Raw genomic sequence first — 21,095 nt, 5'->3', positions numbered from 1 at the left:
CAAATAAATTTGAGACAGCCTCATTCAAAACAGGTTAACGAGGACTCTTGTTAAGCTTTAATAAATAAACCTGCAATATTAAGTACAGCTTCGGCAGAAAGTGGTTCATCAAAAGACTGTGTTGCCGCACTTGTTGATATTTTTCCCATCGAACCGGATAAGGTTGTGATATCGACTCCTCCCTGTATCACATTGTTTTCACCAGCATATATAGGGTTTACTACTGCCCCGATTCCAGTGTCATTGCTTCCTGTAATCCAGGGTTTCTGATCGGCGGCACCGCCACCACGAGCACGTCGCATCTGACGAATATGTGACGCATGTCTAGCCTCAACAGAGTGGATCTGCAATGCAGCAGTCAGCACCACTCTATTTCCTAATAATATGCCTGCCTGTCCTTTATATGCCCGTACTCCAGTGTCTTCAAAGGCTTGAGCAACAGCTAAAAATGTGTCGTAATCACTAAAGACATTGCCAAAGGTACCTCCAGCTGTAAAGTCAAAAGTAGGCTTTGAGACAGCTTTATTGCCCAGTACCTGTTTTAGAAAATTAACGTGGGCGACCTCATGATCACGGATCGTGGTAATTGCTCCAAGGGGTTTTCCAGATGGAATGAGACCTGCTTTAGCAACACCCATTGTATAATATTCAGCTTCAAGGTATTCTAACGTTAAAGCATAATTAAGAACACCGTTGACATCTGTGGGGGCCGTGGCGCCATAAGCCTTTTTGAAGAGCTCACCAATAAAAAATGGTAATGCTGCCAAGCTTACTTTTTTGCTCATCGAAGCCAGGTTTTTAATGGCTTCCCGTCGCGGACTGATACGATCGCTGAATTCAGGATCTATCGTATTTATTTGTTCAAAAACATTTAAAAGATTCATGATAATCAAATTTTAGGTACATTAATAAGTTGGTAGATCCTTTACATCGATTTTAGATTTGATAAATGGGGCTGCGGCACTCAAGACGACGCTTGGGCTCTTGGCTACATCTAGTCCGTTCGAATCTACCACCTCTTGGTTGGCAAAAGTGCCATTATCTATCATGTCGCGAACCCATGCTGCGTGTCGTGCTTCGACAGAAACGATCTTACCTGCCAATAATAAATAATTCGGATCTTTAATTAACCAACCTGCACCGTTGTAAGCAGAGACACCGAGATCTTCAAATGTCTTTGCCGTTGCTAAAACACTGGCGCGACTGCCGAAATTAATGCCGGACAGATTAAATTCAAGACTGGATATCGCCTTGGCTCCCAATGCTACTTTGAAAAACTCGCGATGGGCAATTTCGTGGTCCCTGATATCAGTAAAAAAAGCCTTTTCCAGATCCGTGATCCCAGAATAAGGATTGTTGACCAACTGAATGTAAAAGGCGGCTTCGAGCTGCTCCAGAGCATAGGCATAATTCAATATTGCAATGTCACCACTGCCAAAATACATGCCTTTCCCGCCATTGTCCATGTCGTCATCATGGTCTTTTTTACAGCTCGATAGCCCGAGAAGAGCGAGTGATGCAGCACCTGCTCCTGCAAATTTTAAAAAATCTCTTCTTCTGAGATCTTTCATTTCTAGTTCACTACGATGATTCAATAGTGGTTCATTGTTATCTGTCATCTTTTCCATAACAAAAGTCTTTAGTTTATAATTTTCTGTACTTATTGTCATTTACGACTTTTTGAGATGCTTGGATTGCTGAATTTGATTTTTATTAAAATATTATATCTTTTCCGCTTTCAATAACAAATTATCGTGGCGGAATTGTATATGTTCAGACTAGGTTGCTCAAATTTTTTTGTTTTCTGTTGTTTGATTAGGCAGCGAAGGGGGGAAGAAAGAAGCTAAAAAATGGAGTCCGGATACCTGTAATGAAAAAAACATTGGATAAATAGTTCTTTTCTGTAACTATTCAACTAATCTCTTGTTTAATTCCCCGTAAAATACTATCTTTTTTACAATTTTGAACTTAGAAACAAGGAATAGCAATGTCATTAATAGATTTATCAAAACGTGTAGCGTTAGGAATAGATATCGGAGGAACAAACACTAAATTCGGGGTGGTCAATCATCGTGGGGAAGTTCTTGAAAAAGGAAGCATACGAACAGATGATTATGAGCATGTTGAAGAATTTATTGACGCTTTATATGAAAAGGCTCACCCTTTTATTGAAAAGTTCGGTGGTGAAAATAGCTTCGACGGAATTGGAGTTGGAGCTCCCGATGCGAATTATTATACAGGTACAATAGACCATGCTCCGAATCTTCCTTGGAAAGGTGTGATCCGATTTAGTGATTTAATGACTGCCAAATTTAAAATTCCGTGTACCATCACCAACGACGCAAACGCTGCGGCCTATGGTGAAATGCTTTTTGGAGCTGCGCGAGGAATGAAGGATTTTATTATGATTACTTTGGGAACGGGCGTAGGAAGCGGTATCGTGGCCGGAGGTAAGCTTATTTATGGGCATGATGGATTTGCTGGAGAATTGGGCCATACTATTGTCAAGCCGGGCGGAAGAAAGCACTGGAGTACAGGGTCTGAAGGGAGTTTGGAAGCTTATGCTTCTGCAACAGGGATTACAATTACAGCCAAGAAAATGAGGGCCGAATTTCCTGAGTCGATGTTGAATCAATATCCTGAAGACGCGATAAATTCTAAAACGGTCCATGAATGTGCAGTGAAGGGGGATCCCATAGCCATTGAAGTATTCAGGTATACCGGGCAAAAATTAGGTGAGGCATTGGCAAATTTTGTGATGTTCTCCTCTCCTGAAGCTATTCTATTGTTTGGTGGGGTGATTAAGGCCGGTGATTTTATTTTAAAACCAGCGAAATTACATATGGAAAGAAATCTTTTTCCCTTATTTAGAAATAAAGTGAAACTCGTTTTCAGCGAGCTGGAAGAAGCTGATGCCGCTATTCTCGGCGCCAGTGCATTGGTTTGGGAAAAATAATAGCTATCACGCGTTATATTGTAGGTGCAAGTAAGTTGTATGTCCAAAAAGTAAAAGCAATCCTTTGAGAATTACATGGTTGAAATGAAGATGAAATAAGTTAGGAGAAATTCAATAAAAGCAGGGGGATCCAGTTTTTTTGGATCCCCCTATTTAAGTGTTGTCAAATAGAATGTTATATGTTGCTAACCCAAATTTTCGTATATGCTGTTCATTAGCTTACGTATCTGCGCATTGTTTTGATCTGAAAACAAAAATTCATCTGCATAACGATTTACACTTCTTATGAATTCAAGTAAATCTTTGCTATTAAAATTTTGATCAAAATGGGTAAAATGCCCTTCCTTGGATTTTAAGTAATTAAACAAAGATTCTACGGAAGTATTCATTGCCATTTCAGATTGTACTAATTGAAGTAGCAATAGGTAATCTTCTTGTACTTTTTTAAGATCTACCATGGTAATGGAATTTCTTGAACCAATGTTTTGAATGCTTCATCTCTGACTAAGATAGGTAAGAATAATTGGATTTCCCCTCCGCGAAGATGCGGATTTACAATATCTTGACCGATAGGTTGTCTTGCTGTGATTCCCTCCCAAACTTTTAATACCTGCTGCTGAGGTACAGTGTAAACGTAGAATTTGCTAAAGTTGTTCCACGCAGGTTGTACAGCTGTACCACCGATGACTTCTCCAATAGACTTAGGCTGCTTCTTCGTCCAATATCCTCCAGCGGGATTACCACCGGTCACGCGATATATTTTCGTTCCTGCAGGGAGCTCCTTTGCTTCCGCATTCACAAAGTTGGCTGCTTCAACTGCTGGTAAGTCAAGCTCCGGATTATTCCATTGGGGATGTTTTTTTCCCGTTGTCATACCATTAGCTACATAATTTGATTTAGCAATCCCGGGTATATTGTCCCAGTCCGCAATATATACGCGCTGATGGTAGATGCTTTGGGCTGTTTCAAGATTTTTTAACAGATCAGCTTTACTCCCGGTTTTTGCAAATGCTTCTTTAAGCATCGCCCCATTGAGCCCTTTTTCAATCCAGGTGCTTAATTTACTCTTTGTGCCAACGCCCAATGATGATTCGAGATCGTCCATCCAGGCTGTCGAGTTTTCAATTTCTTCTTGGATGATGTCGTCGTCGGAAGAACAGCTGATTATAAAATGACTAGTTGAGATCAAACAGATCAAAAACAAGTGTTGGAAGAATTTAATGAAAAAATTTTTCTCAGTTTTAATGTGAATAGATTGCATGGTAACTAAATGTTAATTTATATTGATGGTTTAGTTTCGGTATTTAGTTCATTATACGAGTTAGATGCAAATTTAAATATTTGTAATTTATACTCAAAGTTAAAATTTATTTTTTTTGTATAAAGTTCCGTGTGTTAATTTAACGTTTGTTCGCGTGATATTTATAAATCAGATCACGATTGCATAGAAAAGAACCATTGCAAATAATTATGAAAAGGCATAATATTTGCTCAGTAAATTATTTAAAACTTTTTATCATAACTAAAAACAAATTTAAATAGCTGAAACAGCCAAAGGCAGCATGAGCCGGGTGAATCGGACGATTGAGTTCACGAATACTTTAAAATATCAATGTAATGAGTAAACGAACTCATTTCTATTGATGAGACCAACACTTATAAATAATTTAAACGGATGAAGAAGACCATTTTACTTTTTGTATTACTATGTACTGCTTTTTTTTCAAGAGCAGATCAACTCCATGCCTTAACACAAGCTCAGGCGGAGAAGGCGGTTGGATACCTTAAAAAAGAAACAGTTGTTGTCTTGTGGTGCAGCTGCTGTGATAATGAAACACCTAAAAAGATCACCATTAACGAAGTCTTTTATAAAAAATATCCGGATGGAACATATTATTCCGTAGTATTGAAAGGCAGGGATGAGAATGGCAATGAAGTTGAAGAATCTGTAGACCTTGCTTATGTATTTGTGAAAAAGGGAAAAAAAGCAAAGAGCTTGGGTAAGGTGTTAAAATTTGAGTGCGACCCCTGTACAAAACCATTTGACTGGTCTGCCTAGAAGATGATACTAGTTTTAGTTTGTCGAGCTATTTAAGAAAAGTCTACTAGGGACGAGCCAGTAGCCTGTTTTTATTTTGCTCAATATGATATTTGGGCTGATCGACATTTGTATTTTCTTCGAATAGCATGTAAACCATACCTGAGGGACGAAATATAAAGTATTTTGGAATAAAAAAACTCCCGAGATTTTAAAATCGGGAGTTTTTTTATGTGCGGAAGAAGGGACTCGAACCCCCACGCCTTGCGGCGCCAGATCCTAAGTCTGGTGCGGCTACCAATTACGCCACTTCCGCATTAGGATTTCTTTTGATGTCGCAAATATATAAAGCTAAGCTATATCTTGCAAGTATTCTGCAAACATTCGATGTACAGCGCACATTATGAGGTAGATATTTTCAATACGATTTTTTATCATTAAATGCATTCTCTTATCCTTGTTTTTTTAACCCATCAAATTTAAAAAAGAGATTTTACTACTTTTGATCTGATTTTTTTGATATTAAGCGTTGCTTTTTGCCAAATTTAAAATAGTTGAAACGGATTGTAAAAAGTTCTTCTGTAATATATTGAAATTGTTTTTTATTGTGCTTAAATAAGAGCTAACATATTTTGACGAATGACAGGAAATCTAATGAAAACACTAATCACACTTGTTGCCGTACTCTTTATTCATCTTTCCTCCTTTGCACAGAAAAAGTTTGAAAGTCATTATCCCAGTGGAAAGATAAGGTCGACAGGACAATACGATGAAACCGGTAAAGAGACAGGTATATGGAAAATGTTCTATGAAAGCGGAAAACCCGAAGCAATGGTAAGATTCCGAAACGGAAAAGAAACAGGTGAATTTAGGTCCCATTATGAAAGTGGAAAATTAGAAGAACTGGGGAAATATGAAAATGGAATTAAAATTGGCATATGGGAGAGCTATCATGAAAACGGGCAACTTCGTGCAATCTGGCAATATGAAAATGGTGAAAAAAGCGGGATTTCCAAAACATACCAATCCACGGGGAAGCTCGCCGAAATCGGAAATTATAAAGATGGACAAGCCATAGGCGAATGGAAAGTCTATCATACCAACGGAAATCTTCATGAAATCTGGAACTATGAAAATGGAGATCCCAAAGGGGAATTTCGAGAATATTATGACGATGGCGGGCTGAAACGAATTGGAAACCGCCATGGCTATGCCGCCGAGGGTGAATGGAAAATGTACTATCAAAATGGTACGTTGGAAAAAATCGGAACCTACAAAGACAATAAGGAAAATGGTGAATGGAAGCATTATAATCTTAATGGAGAGTTATGGGAAATCGGTGCCTATGAGGATGGCAAGAAGATTGGGGACTGGAAATTATACGGGAATAAAGGCATTTTGCTACAAAACATAAGATATGAAAAGGGAATAGCGGAAGGTCTAAGCCAGTTTTATCATGAAAATGGAAAGCTTAGAGAATTTGGTCGTTATCAGAATGGCAAAAAGTCTGGCGAATGGAAATTTTATGATGAACAGGGAGAGCTTATAAGAACTGAAAATTATCAAGAAGAATAGTTTTGAGGTAAAAACTATCCATTTGGAAACAGATGAAATATAAAATTGTATAAGGACTGTTTAGCTAAAAACGTTGATGTTGTTTTACGGAAATCATTTTGAAGGCTACCCTTCATTTGCAATGGGAGCTGTTTTAGTCTTTGGACAGCTTTCCCTTAATTTTTGAAAATGTTTGGTAGTCATTGGATAAGTGCTCACTGTAAAGCTTAAAGGAATATATCGTATATTGGTCTTCAATTTAAACCCAATAGCTCACTTTTAAATGAAACGATTAATCTATACAATTTTAGCCGTTAGTTCTATTTTTACTGGCTGTACCGGAATGAAGGGCCAGCGAGATAACAACAACGGCTGGAAACCATTGTTCAATGGAAAAGACATTAAAAACTGGTTTGTCAAAATTCATCATCACGATGTCGGCGTGAATTTTGGCAATACCTTTAGGGTTGAAGATGGAATAATTAAGATTAGATACGATCAGTACGGTGATTTTAACGACCAGTTTGGACATTTATATTATAAAACACCCTTTTCTTATTATCATTTGAAATTTGAATATCGTTTTGTCGGTGATCTTCAAAAAGGTGCGCCTTCCTATACGCTTCGTAATAGTGGTGTTATGTTTCATTCTCAGGATCCCAGAACGATGTTGAAAGAACAGGATTGGCCAATATCCATAGAAATGCAACTTTTGGGCGGATTGGGAGATGGTCAACCACGACCTACTGGTAATATGTGCTCTCCAGGGACTAATGTGGTCTACCAAGGCAAGATGGCATCCTCACATTGTTTAAATTCAATTTCAAAAACTTATGATGGCGATCAATGGGTGAAAGGAGAATTGATCGTATTGGGCGACTCGTTAATAAGGCATATTATTAATGGAGATACTGTCCTGGAATATTCCAAACCACAGATCGGAGGCAGCGTAGCAAATGGATATGATCCAAAAATTAAGATTGACGGTAAATTGTTGAGCAGTGGGTTTATCGCATTGCAGAGTGAAGGGCAACCCGTAGACTTTAAAAATATTTGGATTAAAGAACTCCCTAAACCAAGGGATTAAAAACAATTCCTCCTTTTTTTGTAAAATGTCCAAGTTTGTAAGATATACAGTAAGGTCGGAAGAGTATATACATAAAAAGAGCCTAGGTGGACTGTTACTGCCGGGTTCCTAACCATATGCTCACAATATTCCTGTCAAGATACGCTGATAGATGAATTTTACGAGACAGTGAAAATAATGGATCAATTATATAAATGATATAGAACATTTCTAAAATAAAGAAGCAGGACATAGATCCTGCTTTTTTATTTTAGAAACGTCCCGCTCAGACCACTTTTATCAAACAAACTATCGTTATTTAGTATGTTTTTATACTATTTATATGTTTTTTAAAAATTTTAAAACTAAAATAAGTATATTTATGTTCTAATTCGAGGTGTATGAAATATCAACTTTTAAAAGAGGTCTTAGTGCTGATAGAAAAATTTGAAGAAGAGAATTCGACAATAAATATGTACAGCAATCAAGTGGAAGGATTTAAGGAATGGATTGCACAACAGGCTGTACAGCCTGTTGTGGAGCCCACTTGGGAAGGTAAGGAAAAAGGACGTAGCCCAGAAAGTGTTATTAGTACCTTAATTGTACATATGAATAGATTCGCAAAGAATTATTCAAAAGCTGCTATTTGGGGCTCTGATTTTTCAACGCAGGAGGAATTTATTTACCTGATCACCTTAAAATCATTTGGAGAGATGACGAAAATGGAATTGATCAAAAGAAATATCCATGAGAAACCAGTCGGTATAGCAATTGTTAACCGATTGATCAAGCAAGGATGGATAGCTCAGAAAGATTCGCAACAGGATAGGCGTAGTAAGCTAATTAATATTACAGAAAAGGGACTGCAAGTATTAGAGGGGCAAATGCAAAATATACGTCATGCGACTCAAATTGTTTCAGGTGATTTAACTCATCTCGAGAAAATGGAATTGATACGATTGCTCAATAAGTTAAGTGATTTTCATCAAGCAATTTATGAAAAGAATTTTGCACCGGACAGATTGCTGGATGAACTAAAATAAAAGAATAGAGATACAAAGAAAATGAAAAAAAAGATAGCTGTAATTGGTGCTGGTTTTTCTGGGCTTTCTGCCGCGGCCTATTTATCCAAAGCAGGGTATGAGGTTCATGTCTTTGAAAAGCATGAACAGGCCGGGGGCCGTGCCAGACAGTTTTCGACTCCCGAAGGCTTTCGTTTCGACATGGGCCCCAGTTGGTACTGGATGCCAGATATTATTGAATCGTTCTTTTCAGACTTCGGTTGCAGTACTTCGGATTTTTTTGATCTTGTATCACTCAATCCACAGTTTGAGATGGTATTTGATTCTGCGAATTTCAGTATCCCCGAATCTTATGAAGAATTAAAACTGCTATTTGAAAGTATTGAACCCGGAGCTGCTTCCAAGCTGGATAAATTTATGCAGTCCGCGAAATTTAAATATGAAGTCGGAATGCGTGATTTTGTCAACAAGCCCTGTCATAGTTGGGGGGAGTTTCTTTCGCCAAAAATTGCGTTTAGTGCTCTTAAACTAGATTTGCTTTCCAATTTCAGATCCTATGTGGCCAGATATTTTTTAGATAAACGATTACGCACTTTGATGGAGTTCCCTGTGATTTTTTTGGGCGCTTCACCAAAAGAAATTCCAGCGCTATATAGTTTAATGAATTATGGGGGATATGCGCTAGGCACACATTACCCTAAAGGAGGTTTTTATCAGCTGGTATTAGCTATGCAGAAGGTAGCGCAAATACAGGGAGCTACCTTCCATTTTAACCACAATGTGGAAGCGCTGGAAATTAAAAATAAAACCATTACTTCACTCATTATTGATGGCAAAAAAATAGCGTTTGATTTCGTTGTTGCTTCGGCCGATTATCACCATATAGAAACACTGCTGCCTGAAGATTTAAAAAACTATACTGATTCGTATTGGAAAAATAGAACATTTGCACCCTCTTGTCTTATTTACTACTTGGGTATGAAATCAACTATCCCCAACTTAACCCACCATACACTTTTCTTTGAACCTGATCTGGATGAACATATAGCGAGTATATATGGTGATAAAAAGTGGCCAGAAAAGCCATTGTTCTATGTGTGTTGTCCGTCAAAAACGGATACGCATGTCGCGCCAGAAAATCAGGAGAACCTCTTTTTGTTGATGCCGGTAGCAACAGGTATTAATGATGATGATAAAACACGGGAAGAGTACTTATTAAAAATGCTTAAGCGTCTTGAACGGCATACCGGAGCAGGCAACCTCTATGAACAGATCGTATATAAGCGAAGTTATTGTGTAAGGGACTTTGTTAACGATTATAATGCGTATGGGGGCAATGCATATGGCCTGGCAAATACATTAAGGCAAACTGCTGTTTGGAAACCGAAAATTAAAAATCAAAAAATCCATAATCTATTTTATACAGGACAATTGACCATTCCCGGTCCTGGGGTACCACCATCCATTATCTCTGGAAAAATAGTTGCTAAAGAAGTCATTGATCTAAATCTATAAAACCATGAAAAAGCTGTTTGATGAACTTGCTTATGAGGTAAGCAGAAAGACAACCGAAAAATATAGTACAAGCTTTTCGCTAGGCATTTTGGCCCTGAAACCTAATATTCGCAACAGTATTTATGCGATCTATGGTTACGTGAGATTGGCCGATGAAATAGTCGACAGTTTTCAAGGCTACGATAGAAAACGACTTTTAAGTCGCTTGCATCTGGAAACAGATTGTGCATTGGAAGAAAGAATTTCTTTGAACCCCATATTACAGTCATTTCAGGAAACTGTTCATAAATATGCCATTGACCGTGATCTCATTAATCAATTCCTCCACAGTATGTCAATGGACCTGAAAAAGTTGGATTATAATTCAGCGTTATACAATGAATACATATATGGTTCCGCAGAGGTCGTCGGATTGATGTGCTTACAGGTATTTACAGAGGGTAATAAACAACGTTATGAAGAGCTAAAGCCTTATGCCATGAAACTTGGTTCTGCATTTCAAAAGATTAATTTTTTACGTGATCTGAAAGAAGATTATCATATTCTCGGGCGCACTTACTTTCCCAATCTGAATATGGAAGTGTTCGATAATAAGCTGAAAGGCCAAATCGAAGACGAAATCCATCAAGAATTTAAAGAGGCATTTTTGGGTATAAAAAAACTGCCTAAATCAGCCCGATTTGGTGTTTATCTGGCCTATAAGTATTACCTTTCTCTTTTTGCAAAAATTAGGAAGAAATCTTCTAAAGATATTTTGGAAAATAGGATCAGGATAGCCAATACAGAAAAAGCTTACGTCGCATTTAAAAGTTATTTGCGCTACAAAGCAGCATTTTTATAAATATCAAACAATGGGTATCATGAATATTTTAATCGTAATAATCATTTTTATTTCTATGGAGGGAGCTACTTGGTTGATTCATAAATATATTATGCATGGCTTTCTTTGGATACTGCATAGAGATCATCATGATCATAGCAATAATGGGTTTTTAGAAAAGAATGATTATTTCTTTGTGATATTCGCTCTTCCCACAATTGCGTTAATGTATTATGGCTCATTAGAGAATTATAATTATCTATTTTACATTGGCCTGGGGATTATGTTATATGGTATGGCTTATTTCTTTGTGCATGATATTTTTATACATCAACGTTTCAAATTTTTGAGCAAAACAAAAAATAGGTATTTTCTGGCGCTGAGACGAGCACATAAACAACATCACAAGCATCTTGGAAAGGAAGAAGGCGAATGTTTTGGTTTTTTATATGTGCCAATCAAATATTTTAACATGTATAGTGAAAAAGAAAAGTAATGATACAGTATACCTACGCCCTGATCCTATTTTTTACAGTATTTATCTGCTTTATAGCTTCATTCGATAAGCGAATCCGATTCGATCGAGCGTTTATCCCTTTTTTTAAAGCATCAATAATTGTTGCGGTTTTTTTTATTGCTTGGGACGTGTGGTTTACCCATCGTGGTGTATGGTGGTTCGATACTCGGTATACAGTGGGATTAGTTATTGCAGGATTACCTTTGGAAGAATGGTTGTTTTTTATCTTTATTCCTTTTTCCTGCATATTTACTTATTTCTGTATCGATAAATTTTTCGAGTTGAAAGCGCTTAGTGCGTTCAACAATATAGTGGTTTTTGTAAGCATTATCGTTTGTGCCGTTGTGGCACTTCGCTACAGCGATCGCATATATACATTAGTCACCGCCCTGGTTACGATATTGACGTTGTTGGTTTTCCATTTTGTCCTCCGAGTACAATGGATTAGTCAGGCCTCATTAGTCTTTACAGTTCTTATGCTGGGATTTTTACCTGTTAATGGCATTCTTACCGGAACTGGATTAGAATCGCCTATCGTCAATTATAATCCAGCCGATTTTATAGGCTTTCGGGTGTTTACCATACCTATTGAGGATGCGGTATATGGATACACACAGTTTTTATTGGTTCTTTATTTCTTTAAAAAATTTCAAAACAACGCCCATGTTAAAAATGCATAAATGGTGGATAACCATTATAATGATTGGTTTTACCTTGGTGATTGTGGCTGCATGTTCTTCTATTCCGCCCAATGCTCACCCTGTCAAGAAATTTGACCTGAATCGTTATCTTGGTGCATGGTATGAGATCGCACGATTGGACTCACGTTTTGAAAAAGATCTCAATAATGTTTCTGCCCAATATAGTTTAAACACCGATCGTAATGTTGTGGTATTGAATAGCGGATATAATACGGTCAAAAAAGAGTGGGTAAAAGCGGATGGACTGGCGAAATTCAGAGGCAATCAAAGCGAAGCAGCTCTGAAAGTTAGTTTTTTTGGTCCCTTCTATTCAGGTTATAATGTCGTTGCTTTGGATTCGAACTATCGCTATGCTTTAGTTGCGGGAAAGGATTTAAATTACCTATGGATCTTATCAAGAGACAAAACCATTCCCGAAGATGTAAAAACAAATTACCTGAAAATTGCGCAGGAAATTGGCTACAATACTTCGAAACTGATCTGGGTGAAACATGATCGGAAAGACAATCCGTTTCTTCCTCAATAGGAGCGGTGGGGTCAAATACCATTTATTCCACCTATTAGACCAAAATCTACACCTGTAAATAAGGATAATTCTAGTAGTTTTGATTTATAACATTCGACCTCATTTGATGAGTATGTCGAACGGATCTGGTTAGAGACGAAAACCAATACCTAATTTTTTATACCAATAAAAGTAAATAGAAGAAGCCAATGTTAACCGCAATAAACGCGTATATACAGCTAAAGAAATACATTAGCCTGAATAGATTTGCTGATCTTGAAATGAGTATTTTCTATTTTAAGAAAAGACCATTCATTGTTATGGATTTGTCCAATGAAAAGATCTATTTTAACGAGAGCGGGTTAGCGTGGCTACGTACTGAAAAGACGGTGAAATTACCTTTACAATGGGTCAAGAGTAAATATCTTCCCCGAAAAAATTGGATTGGAATTGCTCTGGACAACGAAAAAAATGATTTGATTATACAGTTGATTGACGAGTTTTATTCAGCAACCTCCGAAATATTACTCAGGAATTAACAGGAATTTGTCAAAGATAAATGGTCAAAAAAAATATAGGGAGAAACAAATCAGTATAAGCTTATACTTTATTTCCTGTTAATGCACTGAATTTATTTCCGCGTTCGTCTTTATAAAAGTCTCCGTCTTTCTTAAAGCTTGGCGCATCTACGTCTTTGAGTAGCTGTTTTTGATAGTAGACATTTTTCGCATCTTTTCCAAAATCATCGCCAATGAGGATAAATGTCTTCACGTCAGCGCCCGGAACTACCTCCTGATTAAAGTATACATTGTTCTTGTCCTTTGAATAAGGGTTACCTGCATAGAAATCAGTTTTTTCATCGACAGTAAATAGCTGAAAGGAGGGAACATCGACCTGATCATATTTAAAATTTTTACCCCGGACTAATATGGTTTTATTGTTTACGCAAATAACATCTAGATCAAGTACCCGAATCGTCTGTATGCTATTAAATGATTTTGCTATACTAGCCGAACCCTGTTGAAAAGGAGGGTAATAAATTGTATTCCCGATTCTCATGTAGTACTTGTTGATGGCTTCGACATTTCCCGGATTAGCTACAACCGACTTAAAGTCTCCGATATTTGGAGAAACATAAACGGAATCTTTATCTTTTAGAAAATAGTCATTGACGAAGCTGAAAGTTTGCCGATCAACATGTATCATGTCATCCGCGTAGAAATAATGATCTTTGTCCCGAGCCCAGTTCGTGTGATTTTTTATGAGTTCATACGTCTTTGGGTCCGCTCCATCGATGATATTAAAGCCTAAGACTTGATCAATATAATAGACGTGAAAACGATCTTTAGGAATCTGATTATCGACATAGAAGGAATTCCTGTCCACCAGCTTTTGGGTCATCCCACGAAAGTATACTGCGTTTTTGTCCTTTGCAATATCCTCTGCCAATACCTCAAAAGATTCCGCATCGGCCTGCATTTGCGATACACCCAGACTAAACCAATTCCCATTCTGGCAATAAACAATTTGTCCTTTTGAATCTATAAAATAAGAGCTCGATTTTTGTTTATTGACCAGTTTACCGATATCCCGGCAAGAGATACAAAAACTGAGTAAAACACAAGCCAGAAAAAAAGTATATTTTTTCATTTTTATACCAGGGCGAAGTTGTGATATATCCTTTATAGCGCGCATGTATATAAATTTACGCGGTCAAATTTAAAAAAGTGAATTTTCTTGTAAAATTGTAAATCGCCTTATCTTCAGATTTTGCATCTTTCCATTTGTTGTTGACTTTTTTAGGAATGAAATAAACTCTAACCATGCCCTACAGATACCCAATTCATGGAAAATAGGTCATGGCAAACTTATTTCGGGATATATACTGTATTTATGTTTGGTTGCTTGTAGTGAACTGCCGATTGCCAGCATAGTCATAAACGATTTTTAAATTTTTGACTTCGATTTTTAATCCAATTTATCGCTATTTTAATTGGAGCTGAAGAATCTGAAGATGTTAGAAAGTGCCCCATTTCAGGAAATAGACAATATTCAAACGGTTTTCCTTCAATTTTAAGTAAATTAAGATGATCTATAGATAAGCCGACAGGAACTTGCACATCTTGTCCGCCAAAAAGCCAGAGCCCCGGTGCCGTTGTTTTGCTAAGGGCCAGCTGAGGGTCTGTTGTAATAAACTTATATTTATCTGGGGCATTTAGAATATGCGTCCTTACCTCTTTCTCGGTATGATTCGTCCAGAAATCTGCCTTTCCTTCAGTAAAAAACTGAAAACGGAGCTGTTCTCTGGTTGGAACCACTGCCCCACTAAATATGACCGTAAAATCCACTTCTTTTGACTTATTTGATGCCAAAGGAATAATCCATCCGGCTTGGCTGAACCCCAAGAGACCAGTATGTGTTAATTGATGTCCGAAATAATTTTTGAGTGTTAAAACTGCTTCCTTAGCATCCTCCGCCAGGAGATCGAGGTTTGCTGAGTCAATATTATTTGTGCCCACTTCCGGACCCGCATATTCCCCCCCGGATTTACCAACTCCTCGCTTATCATAAGTTAATACAGATATTCCATTTTTAGCCAAGAAAGTTGCAAATGCATTCAATCTGAGCTCCTGTCCAGATCCATGCACCAATACAATTCCGATTTTTGAATTTGGAGCGCTAAAAATTGTTCCTGCCAACTCTATCCCTTTACTTTTAAAATTTATATCTTTTGTTGCGTATTCCGTAGTTTGAGCTACTATATTGCTCGCATATACTAAAAAAAGTAAAGACAAAATTGCTTTTATATGTAATCTTTCTTTAATACGTTGATATGCGGGCTTATCGCAAGAATATGCTATACTAAAATGTTTTTTCATCGGGATTCCATTTTCAAAGTTAGGGTGCTTAAATGCTGTTGCTGTAATTTTATGTTCAGCATCTAACTTAAATAATTTTTAGAACTCGTCCTGATGTTATTTAGGTGAAGTGCTTGTTTTTATCGGTGAAAGCGCTAACGGATCGGTAAAAAAATAATATACTTTTTCTTTTCTTAAAAAGAGCAAAGCATATTTTTCTGTTTGGTAAATTAATACAATTGATCATAGTTTATCTTTATGCTTTTACTTATCGGAGCAGAAACACAGGCTAAAATTAAACCTTGCCGGAGGTGAATCTCTGACAGTACAAAATTCCTTCTTAACCTTACCTCTCCTTCCTCTAATTTGCATACACAAGTGCCGCAGTTGCCCCTGCAACAGGAGTACGGAACGTCAATTCCAGCATTGAGTATCGCATCGAGCAGAGGCATCTGTTTGTTCCATTGGATATGCTTTGTATTGCCGTTCAATGTCAATGTTACTTGCACATAGTCCAATTTCTCTGCTTCGGTGGGGGGATTTTTTTCTTTCATGTTCATATGTTTTTTGGATTTATTTTAAATTATTGCTGAAACATTTATGCGCAAAGCCCGAAGCTTATCTTGCTTTGGGCTTTGGTATTGATTCTAAACGGCCAATTCACTTTGTATTGCTGAAAGTATTCTGTCCAGTTCCGCTATTTCGTTTTCACCAAGTGGTTTTAGTGGGCTTTTAAAACCACCTCCACCTACTCCTAGTATGTCCAAACCGGCCTTTATAGAACGCGGAAGACCTTTTGCTACGATGAATTTTAACAAATCGACCTGTTTGTAAAATATTCTTTGTGCCTTCTCGAGATCATTTTGCTGTACGGCATCGTAAAGTGCAATATTAAGTTCGGGTATCAGGTTCGGTGCGGCTGTACACCAGCCTTTAGCACCGGCCGAAAATGCGGATAGGGCGAGCGGATTGGAACCATTAAAAAACGCGACTCCTTCACCTAGCTCTTTTCTCAAATAATGCATACGTTGAATATCGCCTGTGCTTTCCTTTATCATCGTTACATTCGGAATTTCCAATAAGCGTTTCAGCAGGGCTGGCGACATATCAACACCAGCAGTGGCGGGATTATTATAAGCCATGATTGGAATCGAAATTTTGGAAGCCACAGTGTCGTAATGTTTTACAATTTCGTCATCGGTCAATTTCCAATAGCTCATTGGGATAATCATTACCGCTGTTGCGCCTGCTTTTTCGGCAAATTGTGCGTGGTAAACAGTTCTTTCTGTGGTCAGATTTGAAACACCCACCAATGTGGGGACTCTGCCGGCCACCTGTTGCATGGTGGCTTCGGCCAACGCTTCTTTTTCTGTGTCGTTAAGATAAGGCATTACCCCCGTGCTCCCCAATGGTGCAATCCCATGGGAGCCTGATGTGATCAGGCGTTCTAACTGTTTTTTGAATAACGGAATGTCGATGTTTTCGTTGTTGTCAAATGGTGTAACCGGATAAGCGATTACACCTTTAAATGGTACTTGATTCATAGATACTGTTGCTTTTAAACATTAAAAATCTCGGCCTTCTTCTTCACGCAATGCGACACCTAGGTTTTGCAGTTGTGGCGCATTTTCACAAGCGATGTATTTCGCAGGTTCGTTCTCACTGCGGTTCTGGTGCTGATGCCAAGCCCAAGATGGGATATAAACGGCGTCGCCTGCTTCCCATTCCACAATTTCATCTTCTACCCTGGTCCAGCCTTTGCCTTCAATGACATACAATACAGTTTCATAGGTATGGCGGTGTAGGTGAGTCTCCTGTCCCGGCAACAGACCGCCGATGGTTAGACTGACATTTTTACTGGGTAGATCCACGAAGAAAACAGGATGCTTTCTTTCTTCTGAAAATTGATTGTGTACACCTGTATTTTCAACGTTTTTGTGAATGAGATGCGAGGGTTTTATGTACGTTGGTCTTGCAAATGTTTGATGGAAGTCTTTGGAGCTGAATTGTTTTTGCTCCGCATGAATTGATTTTTTAACTTCTGTTGGTGATTCTAATTTTGACATAACTGATTTTTTTTTCTGTTTTTTTGCACTATTGCATTACAAAAGTATTGTATCTTTGGACTATTAAAATGATACAGTTTTTATAAAAATGAATAGTCCAGATGTTAAGGGATTGGAATTTTGAAATACAGTTAGATGAACAATCGGATAAAGCTATTTATCTGCAAATAGCGGATGCTATAATAAAAGATATTCATTCGGGTAGATTAAAACCGGGCGATGCGCTACCCGGCAGCAGATACCTTGCGCAATTGCTGAAAATTAATCGAAATACGGTTGTGGAAGCCCTTAATGTGCTGCTTATTGAAGGCTGGCTGATATCCAAAGAAAGGCAAGGTACTTTTGTCGCAGATACATTACCTGATTTCAGCGATATTCAAAAAAACAACCCTGTCACTTCTTTAGCAGAAAGTGCTTTAGATAGGTACTGTCACTTACAGTTTGATGACGGGTATCCCGACAGTAAAATTGCACCCATTACAGCGCTTGCAAGGGCATACCGCCAAATATTCAACCAAAAAGCGAGATGGCAGATGATGGGCTATGGCAATGAGCTGGGCGATCTGGAATTTAGGAGAACTATCATTCAAATGCTCAACCATCAACGAGGGATGCAGGTCGATGAGCAAAGTATTTGTATCACTCGTGGGAGTCAAATGGCCATGTACCTGACAGCACAACAGTTGTTTACTGATGGTGATCATGTGATCATTGAAAACCCGGGGTATGCACCAGCGTGGAGAGCCTTTGAAAGTGCGGGGGCTACACTATTGCCAGCAACTGTGGACAAGGATGGTTTGCTGATTGAGGATGTTATTTCTTATTTGCAATCTGGCAAAAAGATCAAGGCAATTTATGTTACACCACACCGCCAATACCCGACTACCGTAACGATGAGCCTGAATAGAAGATTGGAATTAATACGGCTTTCTAATGAACATGGTTTTACCATTATAGAAGACGATTATGATAATGAGTTTCATTTTGGATATCGTCCTGTCTTACCGTTATCAAGTTTTACTGAACTGAAAAATTACGTTTACATCGGTACTATGAGCAAGGTTGTCGCACCGGCTTTACGTATAGGTTATTTGGCGAGCAACGACCGAATGCTAGTTAAGAAAGTAGGGAATTTACGGAAGATTATTGATGTGCAGGGTGATAATATTATGGAACAGGCTGTTTTGCAACTTATCAAAGAAGGTACAATTAAGCGGCATATAAAAAAGGCAACAAATTACTATAAAGCTAAGCGAGATTTTACGGCAATGGTGTTAAATAAATATATCAAAGATAAAGCAACATATACTATTCCCGATGGTGGTTTAGCTTTTTGGGTCGTACCCAATAAGCAAGTGGATTGGTTTGATATTTCCAAAAAGCTGCAAGATAAAGGAATCAACATCATCAATCCCGATGTTTATAGTTTTGATGAAACCGTTAATGGTTTAAGATTTGGCTATGGATCGCTTTCTGAAAAAGATCTGGAGGAAGGTATTATCGCTTTGGGAGAAATGATTTGATCGTTAGTATGCTATGTTCAAACAGATCTAAATGTATAAAGAATTGACTTTAAAATTAGACCGTAAACTCTGCTTTGCGATTTCCCATTAAGTTTCGGCGTCTACATCTTGACAATATAAAAATAGAAAAAAGGTCGATGTGGCAGTGGGGGATTGAAAGGCTTTTCGTAGGGGAAGATTGATTGGTATTCCTTGGGTGTCTTTTAAAAGGCACCCAAGGTTGAAGAAAATGGAACTCCAGCTGAACTTTACTTTCGTCCTTTAATTTTAAACAGGTTTTTATGCAGAATTGATCCAATTTATTGTTCCTTTGCAAACTTCATTTCAAACCCGTTTTCTCGCCTTATCACCTGTTTCAAATCTGGATTAAATTGCCATTCTATTCCAAGACCCATTTTGAAGAGATCGTTCCCTATATAATCTAGGGGGGTGCTATCTTGTTCGGAAGTCTGTAAAATTAGCTTCCCATCCTTTTGTATGAAGGTCAGTTTGACTGTGGGAGATATTTCAGCTGTGTACACACCTAAATACCGTTCAATATTTTCGATGACCCGTTTTTTTACCTCGTAAGGTTCTATTGCTGCAATTCCCTCTAAATTTTCCAACCGGGCAATTATTCCCCAACCATAAAAGTCATTGGACACGCCTATTAATAATTGATTTTCCCCTTTCTTGAGCTTTAATTTAGTACTTCCATTTTGTACCGATATCCTCCCGTCCGGATACTTTTTCATATTCTGTCTAAAAATATTTTTGTCCGTATAAGTGATCTGATCATTTAGATAAACCCATATTTCATCTGAGAATCCCAATTGAAGATTAGTCTGAGTGGCTTCTTTTGCATTGATTATAGCTTTTAGCCAAACTATCCTACGTTTTTCACTGCCGCCAAAGCGTCGTGTTAAGTTGACGAGCCCATATCTTTCGGCTGCTATTTTTTCTACAAAAGAGTCATCTTTCGGTAGGTCGCTGACAGTGGTTGGCTCCCTTCCTTCGGCTAAAAGTGCGGGTTGAGCTACCGACCAGTTCCTGATATAATTTGCTTCGTGTCTACTCAGGTCTGCGCCTTCAGTTTGCGCCAGGTTTTCGGTCTGATCGGGTTTTATCTCAATATTGCTAATATAGGAGTCACCATCGAAGGCGATACTTCCAGAGTGTTCACGACCTTCTAATTTAGGAATCGTTAACCTAAGGGTATTATTGACAAAGACCTGCATTTGCATACCTGAAATGACCAGCTTAATATGATTCCATTCGTCTGTTTTGGCCTGCGCAGCAGTCTGATATTGTGGATACATGTCCCACATATTTACACCGTCTAAAATCGGGCAATACTGAATGCCTTCATTGGCGAATGGATCAGTCATTTTGGGAACACGCAGATAGACAATTTCCTGCTCTTTCTCATTTTTTCGGTGGAAATAGATTGCACTTGCAAACTCCGTTTTTGCCGGAATTACATCATATTCGATAGTGCCGTCTGTGAATATCAGATCTTTAATGACTATTGGTCCTGATGCTGGCGCTATTTTCATCGTATGACGTCCTTTAAACTCTAAGAAATCAACTTTTCCGGGTTGAAACTCCCATTTCTCCGCGCTTAGTGTAATGTTTTGTGTTTCGGGGATTTTACTTTTCTTTTCTTGGGCATAACTTTCGAACAATGTCGCCAAAAGTGCAGCTACTATCAAAATTATTTTTTTCATGTTAATAAAGTTTTTTGATAAATTTAGTGCTTAGACATCTTCTTCCTGAAGTCAACCTTGCATCAAGTTTGTTCAAGTTTGTTCAAGGTAGTGTTGTGTTTTTAAGGTGTTTGTATACAGTGAATTATGATAAATGTAAACCAGTCTGAATTATTTCATTACCTTAATTAATCAATTCAAAATCAACTTGAATGGGGCGAAACTTCCACTTGGAGTACCGTCGATTTTGAAAAGCTTTCGGGTAAAAT

Annotated in this window: 22 protein-coding genes and 1 tRNA gene; 12 read left to right on the top strand and 11 right to left on the bottom strand. The window is 38.0% G+C overall.

The window, feature by feature from the left end; genetic code table 11:
• Positions 1-50 precede the first annotated feature (50 nt).
• Both B4G94_RS06175 and B4G94_RS06170 read right to left on the bottom strand, forming a co-directional pair.
• The gene (locus B4G94_RS06175; protein WP_108632781.1) at positions 51-884 is read right to left on the bottom strand and encodes a ferritin-like domain-containing protein; all 834 of its coding nucleotides are present in this window, start codon (positions 882-884) and stop codon (positions 51-53) included.
• Between the two features lie 21 nt (positions 885-905).
• Complete coding sequence (locus B4G94_RS06170) at positions 906-1,670, bottom strand: ferritin-like domain-containing protein (protein WP_313533120.1); 765 nt, start codon at positions 1,668-1,670, stop codon at positions 906-908.
• A gap of 317 nt (positions 1,671-1,987) precedes the next feature.
• Between B4G94_RS06170 and B4G94_RS06165 the strand changes: the two genes are divergently transcribed.
• On the top strand, positions 1,988-2,956 hold the full coding sequence (locus B4G94_RS06165; protein WP_165305920.1) for an ROK family protein: 969 nt from the start codon (positions 1,988-1,990) through the stop codon (positions 2,954-2,956).
• A 185-nt stretch (positions 2,957-3,141) separates the two neighbouring features.
• Here the strand turns inward: B4G94_RS06165 and B4G94_RS06160 are convergent, their stop codons facing one another.
• Both B4G94_RS06160 and B4G94_RS06155 read right to left on the bottom strand, forming a co-directional pair.
• On the bottom strand, positions 3,142-3,414 hold the full coding sequence (locus tag B4G94_RS06160; protein ID WP_286857779.1) for a hypothetical protein: 273 nt from the start codon (positions 3,412-3,414) through the stop codon (positions 3,142-3,144).
• Positions 3,408-4,217: a hypothetical protein gene (locus B4G94_RS06155; RefSeq protein WP_286857778.1), complete on the bottom strand. Its 810-nt coding sequence runs from the start codon at positions 4,215-4,217 to the stop codon at positions 3,408-3,410. The genes B4G94_RS06160 and B4G94_RS06155 overlap by 7 nt, the downstream gene beginning before the upstream one ends.
• 414 nt (positions 4,218-4,631) lie before the next feature.
• Here B4G94_RS06155 and B4G94_RS06150 point away from each other — a divergent pair, with 414 nt between their 5' ends.
• The gene (locus B4G94_RS06150; protein ID WP_108632776.1) at positions 4,632-5,015 is read left to right on the top strand and encodes a hypothetical protein; all 384 of its coding nucleotides are present in this window, start codon (positions 4,632-4,634) and stop codon (positions 5,013-5,015) included.
• A 213-nt stretch (positions 5,016-5,228) separates the two neighbouring features.
• On the opposite strand, the gene B4G94_RS06145 is transcribed toward B4G94_RS06150, so the two are convergent.
• Positions 5,229-5,310 (bottom strand) — tRNA-Leu (locus tag B4G94_RS06145).
• A 338-nt stretch (positions 5,311-5,648) separates the two neighbouring features.
• Here B4G94_RS06145 and B4G94_RS06140 point away from each other — a divergent pair.
• The 9 genes from B4G94_RS06140 (at position 5,649) to B4G94_RS06100 (ending at position 13,233) form a co-directional block, all read left to right on the top strand.
• Complete coding sequence (locus B4G94_RS06140) at positions 5,649-6,569, top strand: toxin-antitoxin system YwqK family antitoxin (protein ID WP_286857777.1); 921 nt, start codon at positions 5,649-5,651, stop codon at positions 6,567-6,569.
• Positions 6,570-6,831: 262 nt separating this feature from the next.
• On the top strand, positions 6,832-7,635 hold the full coding sequence (locus tag B4G94_RS06135) for a 3-keto-disaccharide hydrolase (protein WP_286857776.1): 804 nt from the start codon (positions 6,832-6,834) through the stop codon (positions 7,633-7,635).
• A 380-nt stretch (positions 7,636-8,015) separates the two neighbouring features.
• On the top strand, positions 8,016-8,657 hold the full coding sequence (locus B4G94_RS06130) for a MarR family winged helix-turn-helix transcriptional regulator (protein ID WP_286857775.1): 642 nt from the start codon (positions 8,016-8,018) through the stop codon (positions 8,655-8,657).
• A 21-nt stretch (positions 8,658-8,678) separates the two neighbouring features.
• Positions 8,679-10,151, top strand: coding sequence for a phytoene desaturase family protein (locus tag B4G94_RS06125; protein ID WP_286857772.1), 1,473 nt, complete (start codon positions 8,679-8,681; stop codon positions 10,149-10,151).
• Positions 10,152-10,155: 4 nt separating this feature from the next.
• Positions 10,156-10,992, top strand: coding sequence for a phytoene/squalene synthase family protein (locus B4G94_RS06120; protein ID WP_286857770.1), 837 nt, complete (start codon positions 10,156-10,158; stop codon positions 10,990-10,992).
• Positions 10,993-11,011: 19 nt separating this feature from the next.
• Positions 11,012-11,467 (top strand): sterol desaturase family protein, encoded by a 456-nt coding sequence (locus tag B4G94_RS06115; protein ID WP_286857768.1) that lies wholly within the window; start codon positions 11,012-11,014, stop codon positions 11,465-11,467.
• Positions 11,467-12,168 (top strand): lycopene cyclase domain-containing protein, encoded by a 702-nt coding sequence (locus B4G94_RS06110; RefSeq protein ID WP_286857766.1) that lies wholly within the window; start codon positions 11,467-11,469, stop codon positions 12,166-12,168. Before B4G94_RS06115 ends, B4G94_RS06110 begins: the two co-directional genes overlap by 1 nt.
• Positions 12,152-12,715, top strand: coding sequence for a lipocalin family protein (locus tag B4G94_RS06105; RefSeq protein WP_286857765.1), 564 nt, complete (start codon positions 12,152-12,154; stop codon positions 12,713-12,715). The genes B4G94_RS06110 and B4G94_RS06105 overlap by 17 nt, the downstream gene beginning before the upstream one ends.
• Positions 12,716-12,903: 188 nt before the next feature.
• On the top strand, positions 12,904-13,233 hold the full coding sequence (locus tag B4G94_RS06100) for a hypothetical protein (RefSeq protein ID WP_286857763.1): 330 nt from the start codon (positions 12,904-12,906) through the stop codon (positions 13,231-13,233).
• A gap of 61 nt (positions 13,234-13,294) precedes the next feature.
• Here the strand turns inward: B4G94_RS06100 and B4G94_RS06095 are convergent, their stop codons facing one another.
• The 5 genes from B4G94_RS06095 to B4G94_RS06075 all read right to left on the bottom strand — a co-directional run bounded on the left by B4G94_RS06095 (position 13,295) and on the right by B4G94_RS06075 (position 17,618).
• Positions 13,295-14,344, bottom strand: coding sequence for a DKNYY domain-containing protein (locus B4G94_RS06095; RefSeq protein WP_286857760.1), 1,050 nt, complete (start codon positions 14,342-14,344; stop codon positions 13,295-13,297).
• 284 nt (positions 14,345-14,628) lie between these two features.
• Entirely contained in the window at positions 14,629-15,573 is a 945-nt protein-coding gene (locus B4G94_RS06090) for an alpha/beta hydrolase family protein (protein WP_286857758.1), read from the bottom strand.
• A gap of 209 nt (positions 15,574-15,782) precedes the next feature.
• On the bottom strand, positions 15,783-16,106 hold the full coding sequence (locus tag B4G94_RS06085) for a 2Fe-2S iron-sulfur cluster-binding protein (RefSeq protein ID WP_165305932.1): 324 nt from the start codon (positions 16,104-16,106) through the stop codon (positions 15,783-15,785).
• A gap of 93 nt (positions 16,107-16,199) precedes the next feature.
• On the bottom strand, positions 16,200-17,096 hold the full coding sequence (locus B4G94_RS06080; RefSeq protein WP_286857755.1) for a dihydrodipicolinate synthase family protein: 897 nt from the start codon (positions 17,094-17,096) through the stop codon (positions 16,200-16,202).
• A 21-nt stretch (positions 17,097-17,117) separates the two neighbouring features.
• On the bottom strand, positions 17,118-17,618 hold the full coding sequence (locus tag B4G94_RS06075; protein ID WP_286857754.1) for a cupin domain-containing protein: 501 nt from the start codon (positions 17,616-17,618) through the stop codon (positions 17,118-17,120).
• Positions 17,619-17,719: 101 nt separating this feature from the next.
• On the opposite strand from B4G94_RS06075, the gene B4G94_RS06070 reads away from it, so the two are divergent.
• Positions 17,720-19,141: a PLP-dependent aminotransferase family protein gene (locus B4G94_RS06070; RefSeq protein WP_286857751.1), complete on the top strand. Its 1,422-nt coding sequence runs from the start codon at positions 17,720-17,722 to the stop codon at positions 19,139-19,141.
• Positions 19,142-19,440: 299 nt separating this feature from the next.
• On the opposite strand, the gene B4G94_RS06065 is transcribed toward B4G94_RS06070, so the two are convergent.
• The gene (locus tag B4G94_RS06065; protein WP_286857749.1) at positions 19,441-20,847 is read right to left on the bottom strand and encodes a hypothetical protein; all 1,407 of its coding nucleotides are present in this window, start codon (positions 20,845-20,847) and stop codon (positions 19,441-19,443) included.
• Between the last annotated feature and the right edge of the window lie 248 nt (positions 20,848-21,095).

The organism is Sphingobacterium sp. UBA7625 (assembly GCF_002484085.1).
Lineage (GTDB): Bacteria > Bacteroidota > Bacteroidia > Sphingobacteriales > Sphingobacteriaceae > Sphingobacterium > Sphingobacterium athyrii.
Note: the sequence above shows the minus strand (reverse complement) of the source record. Positions and strands in the feature narration are given on the sequence as shown.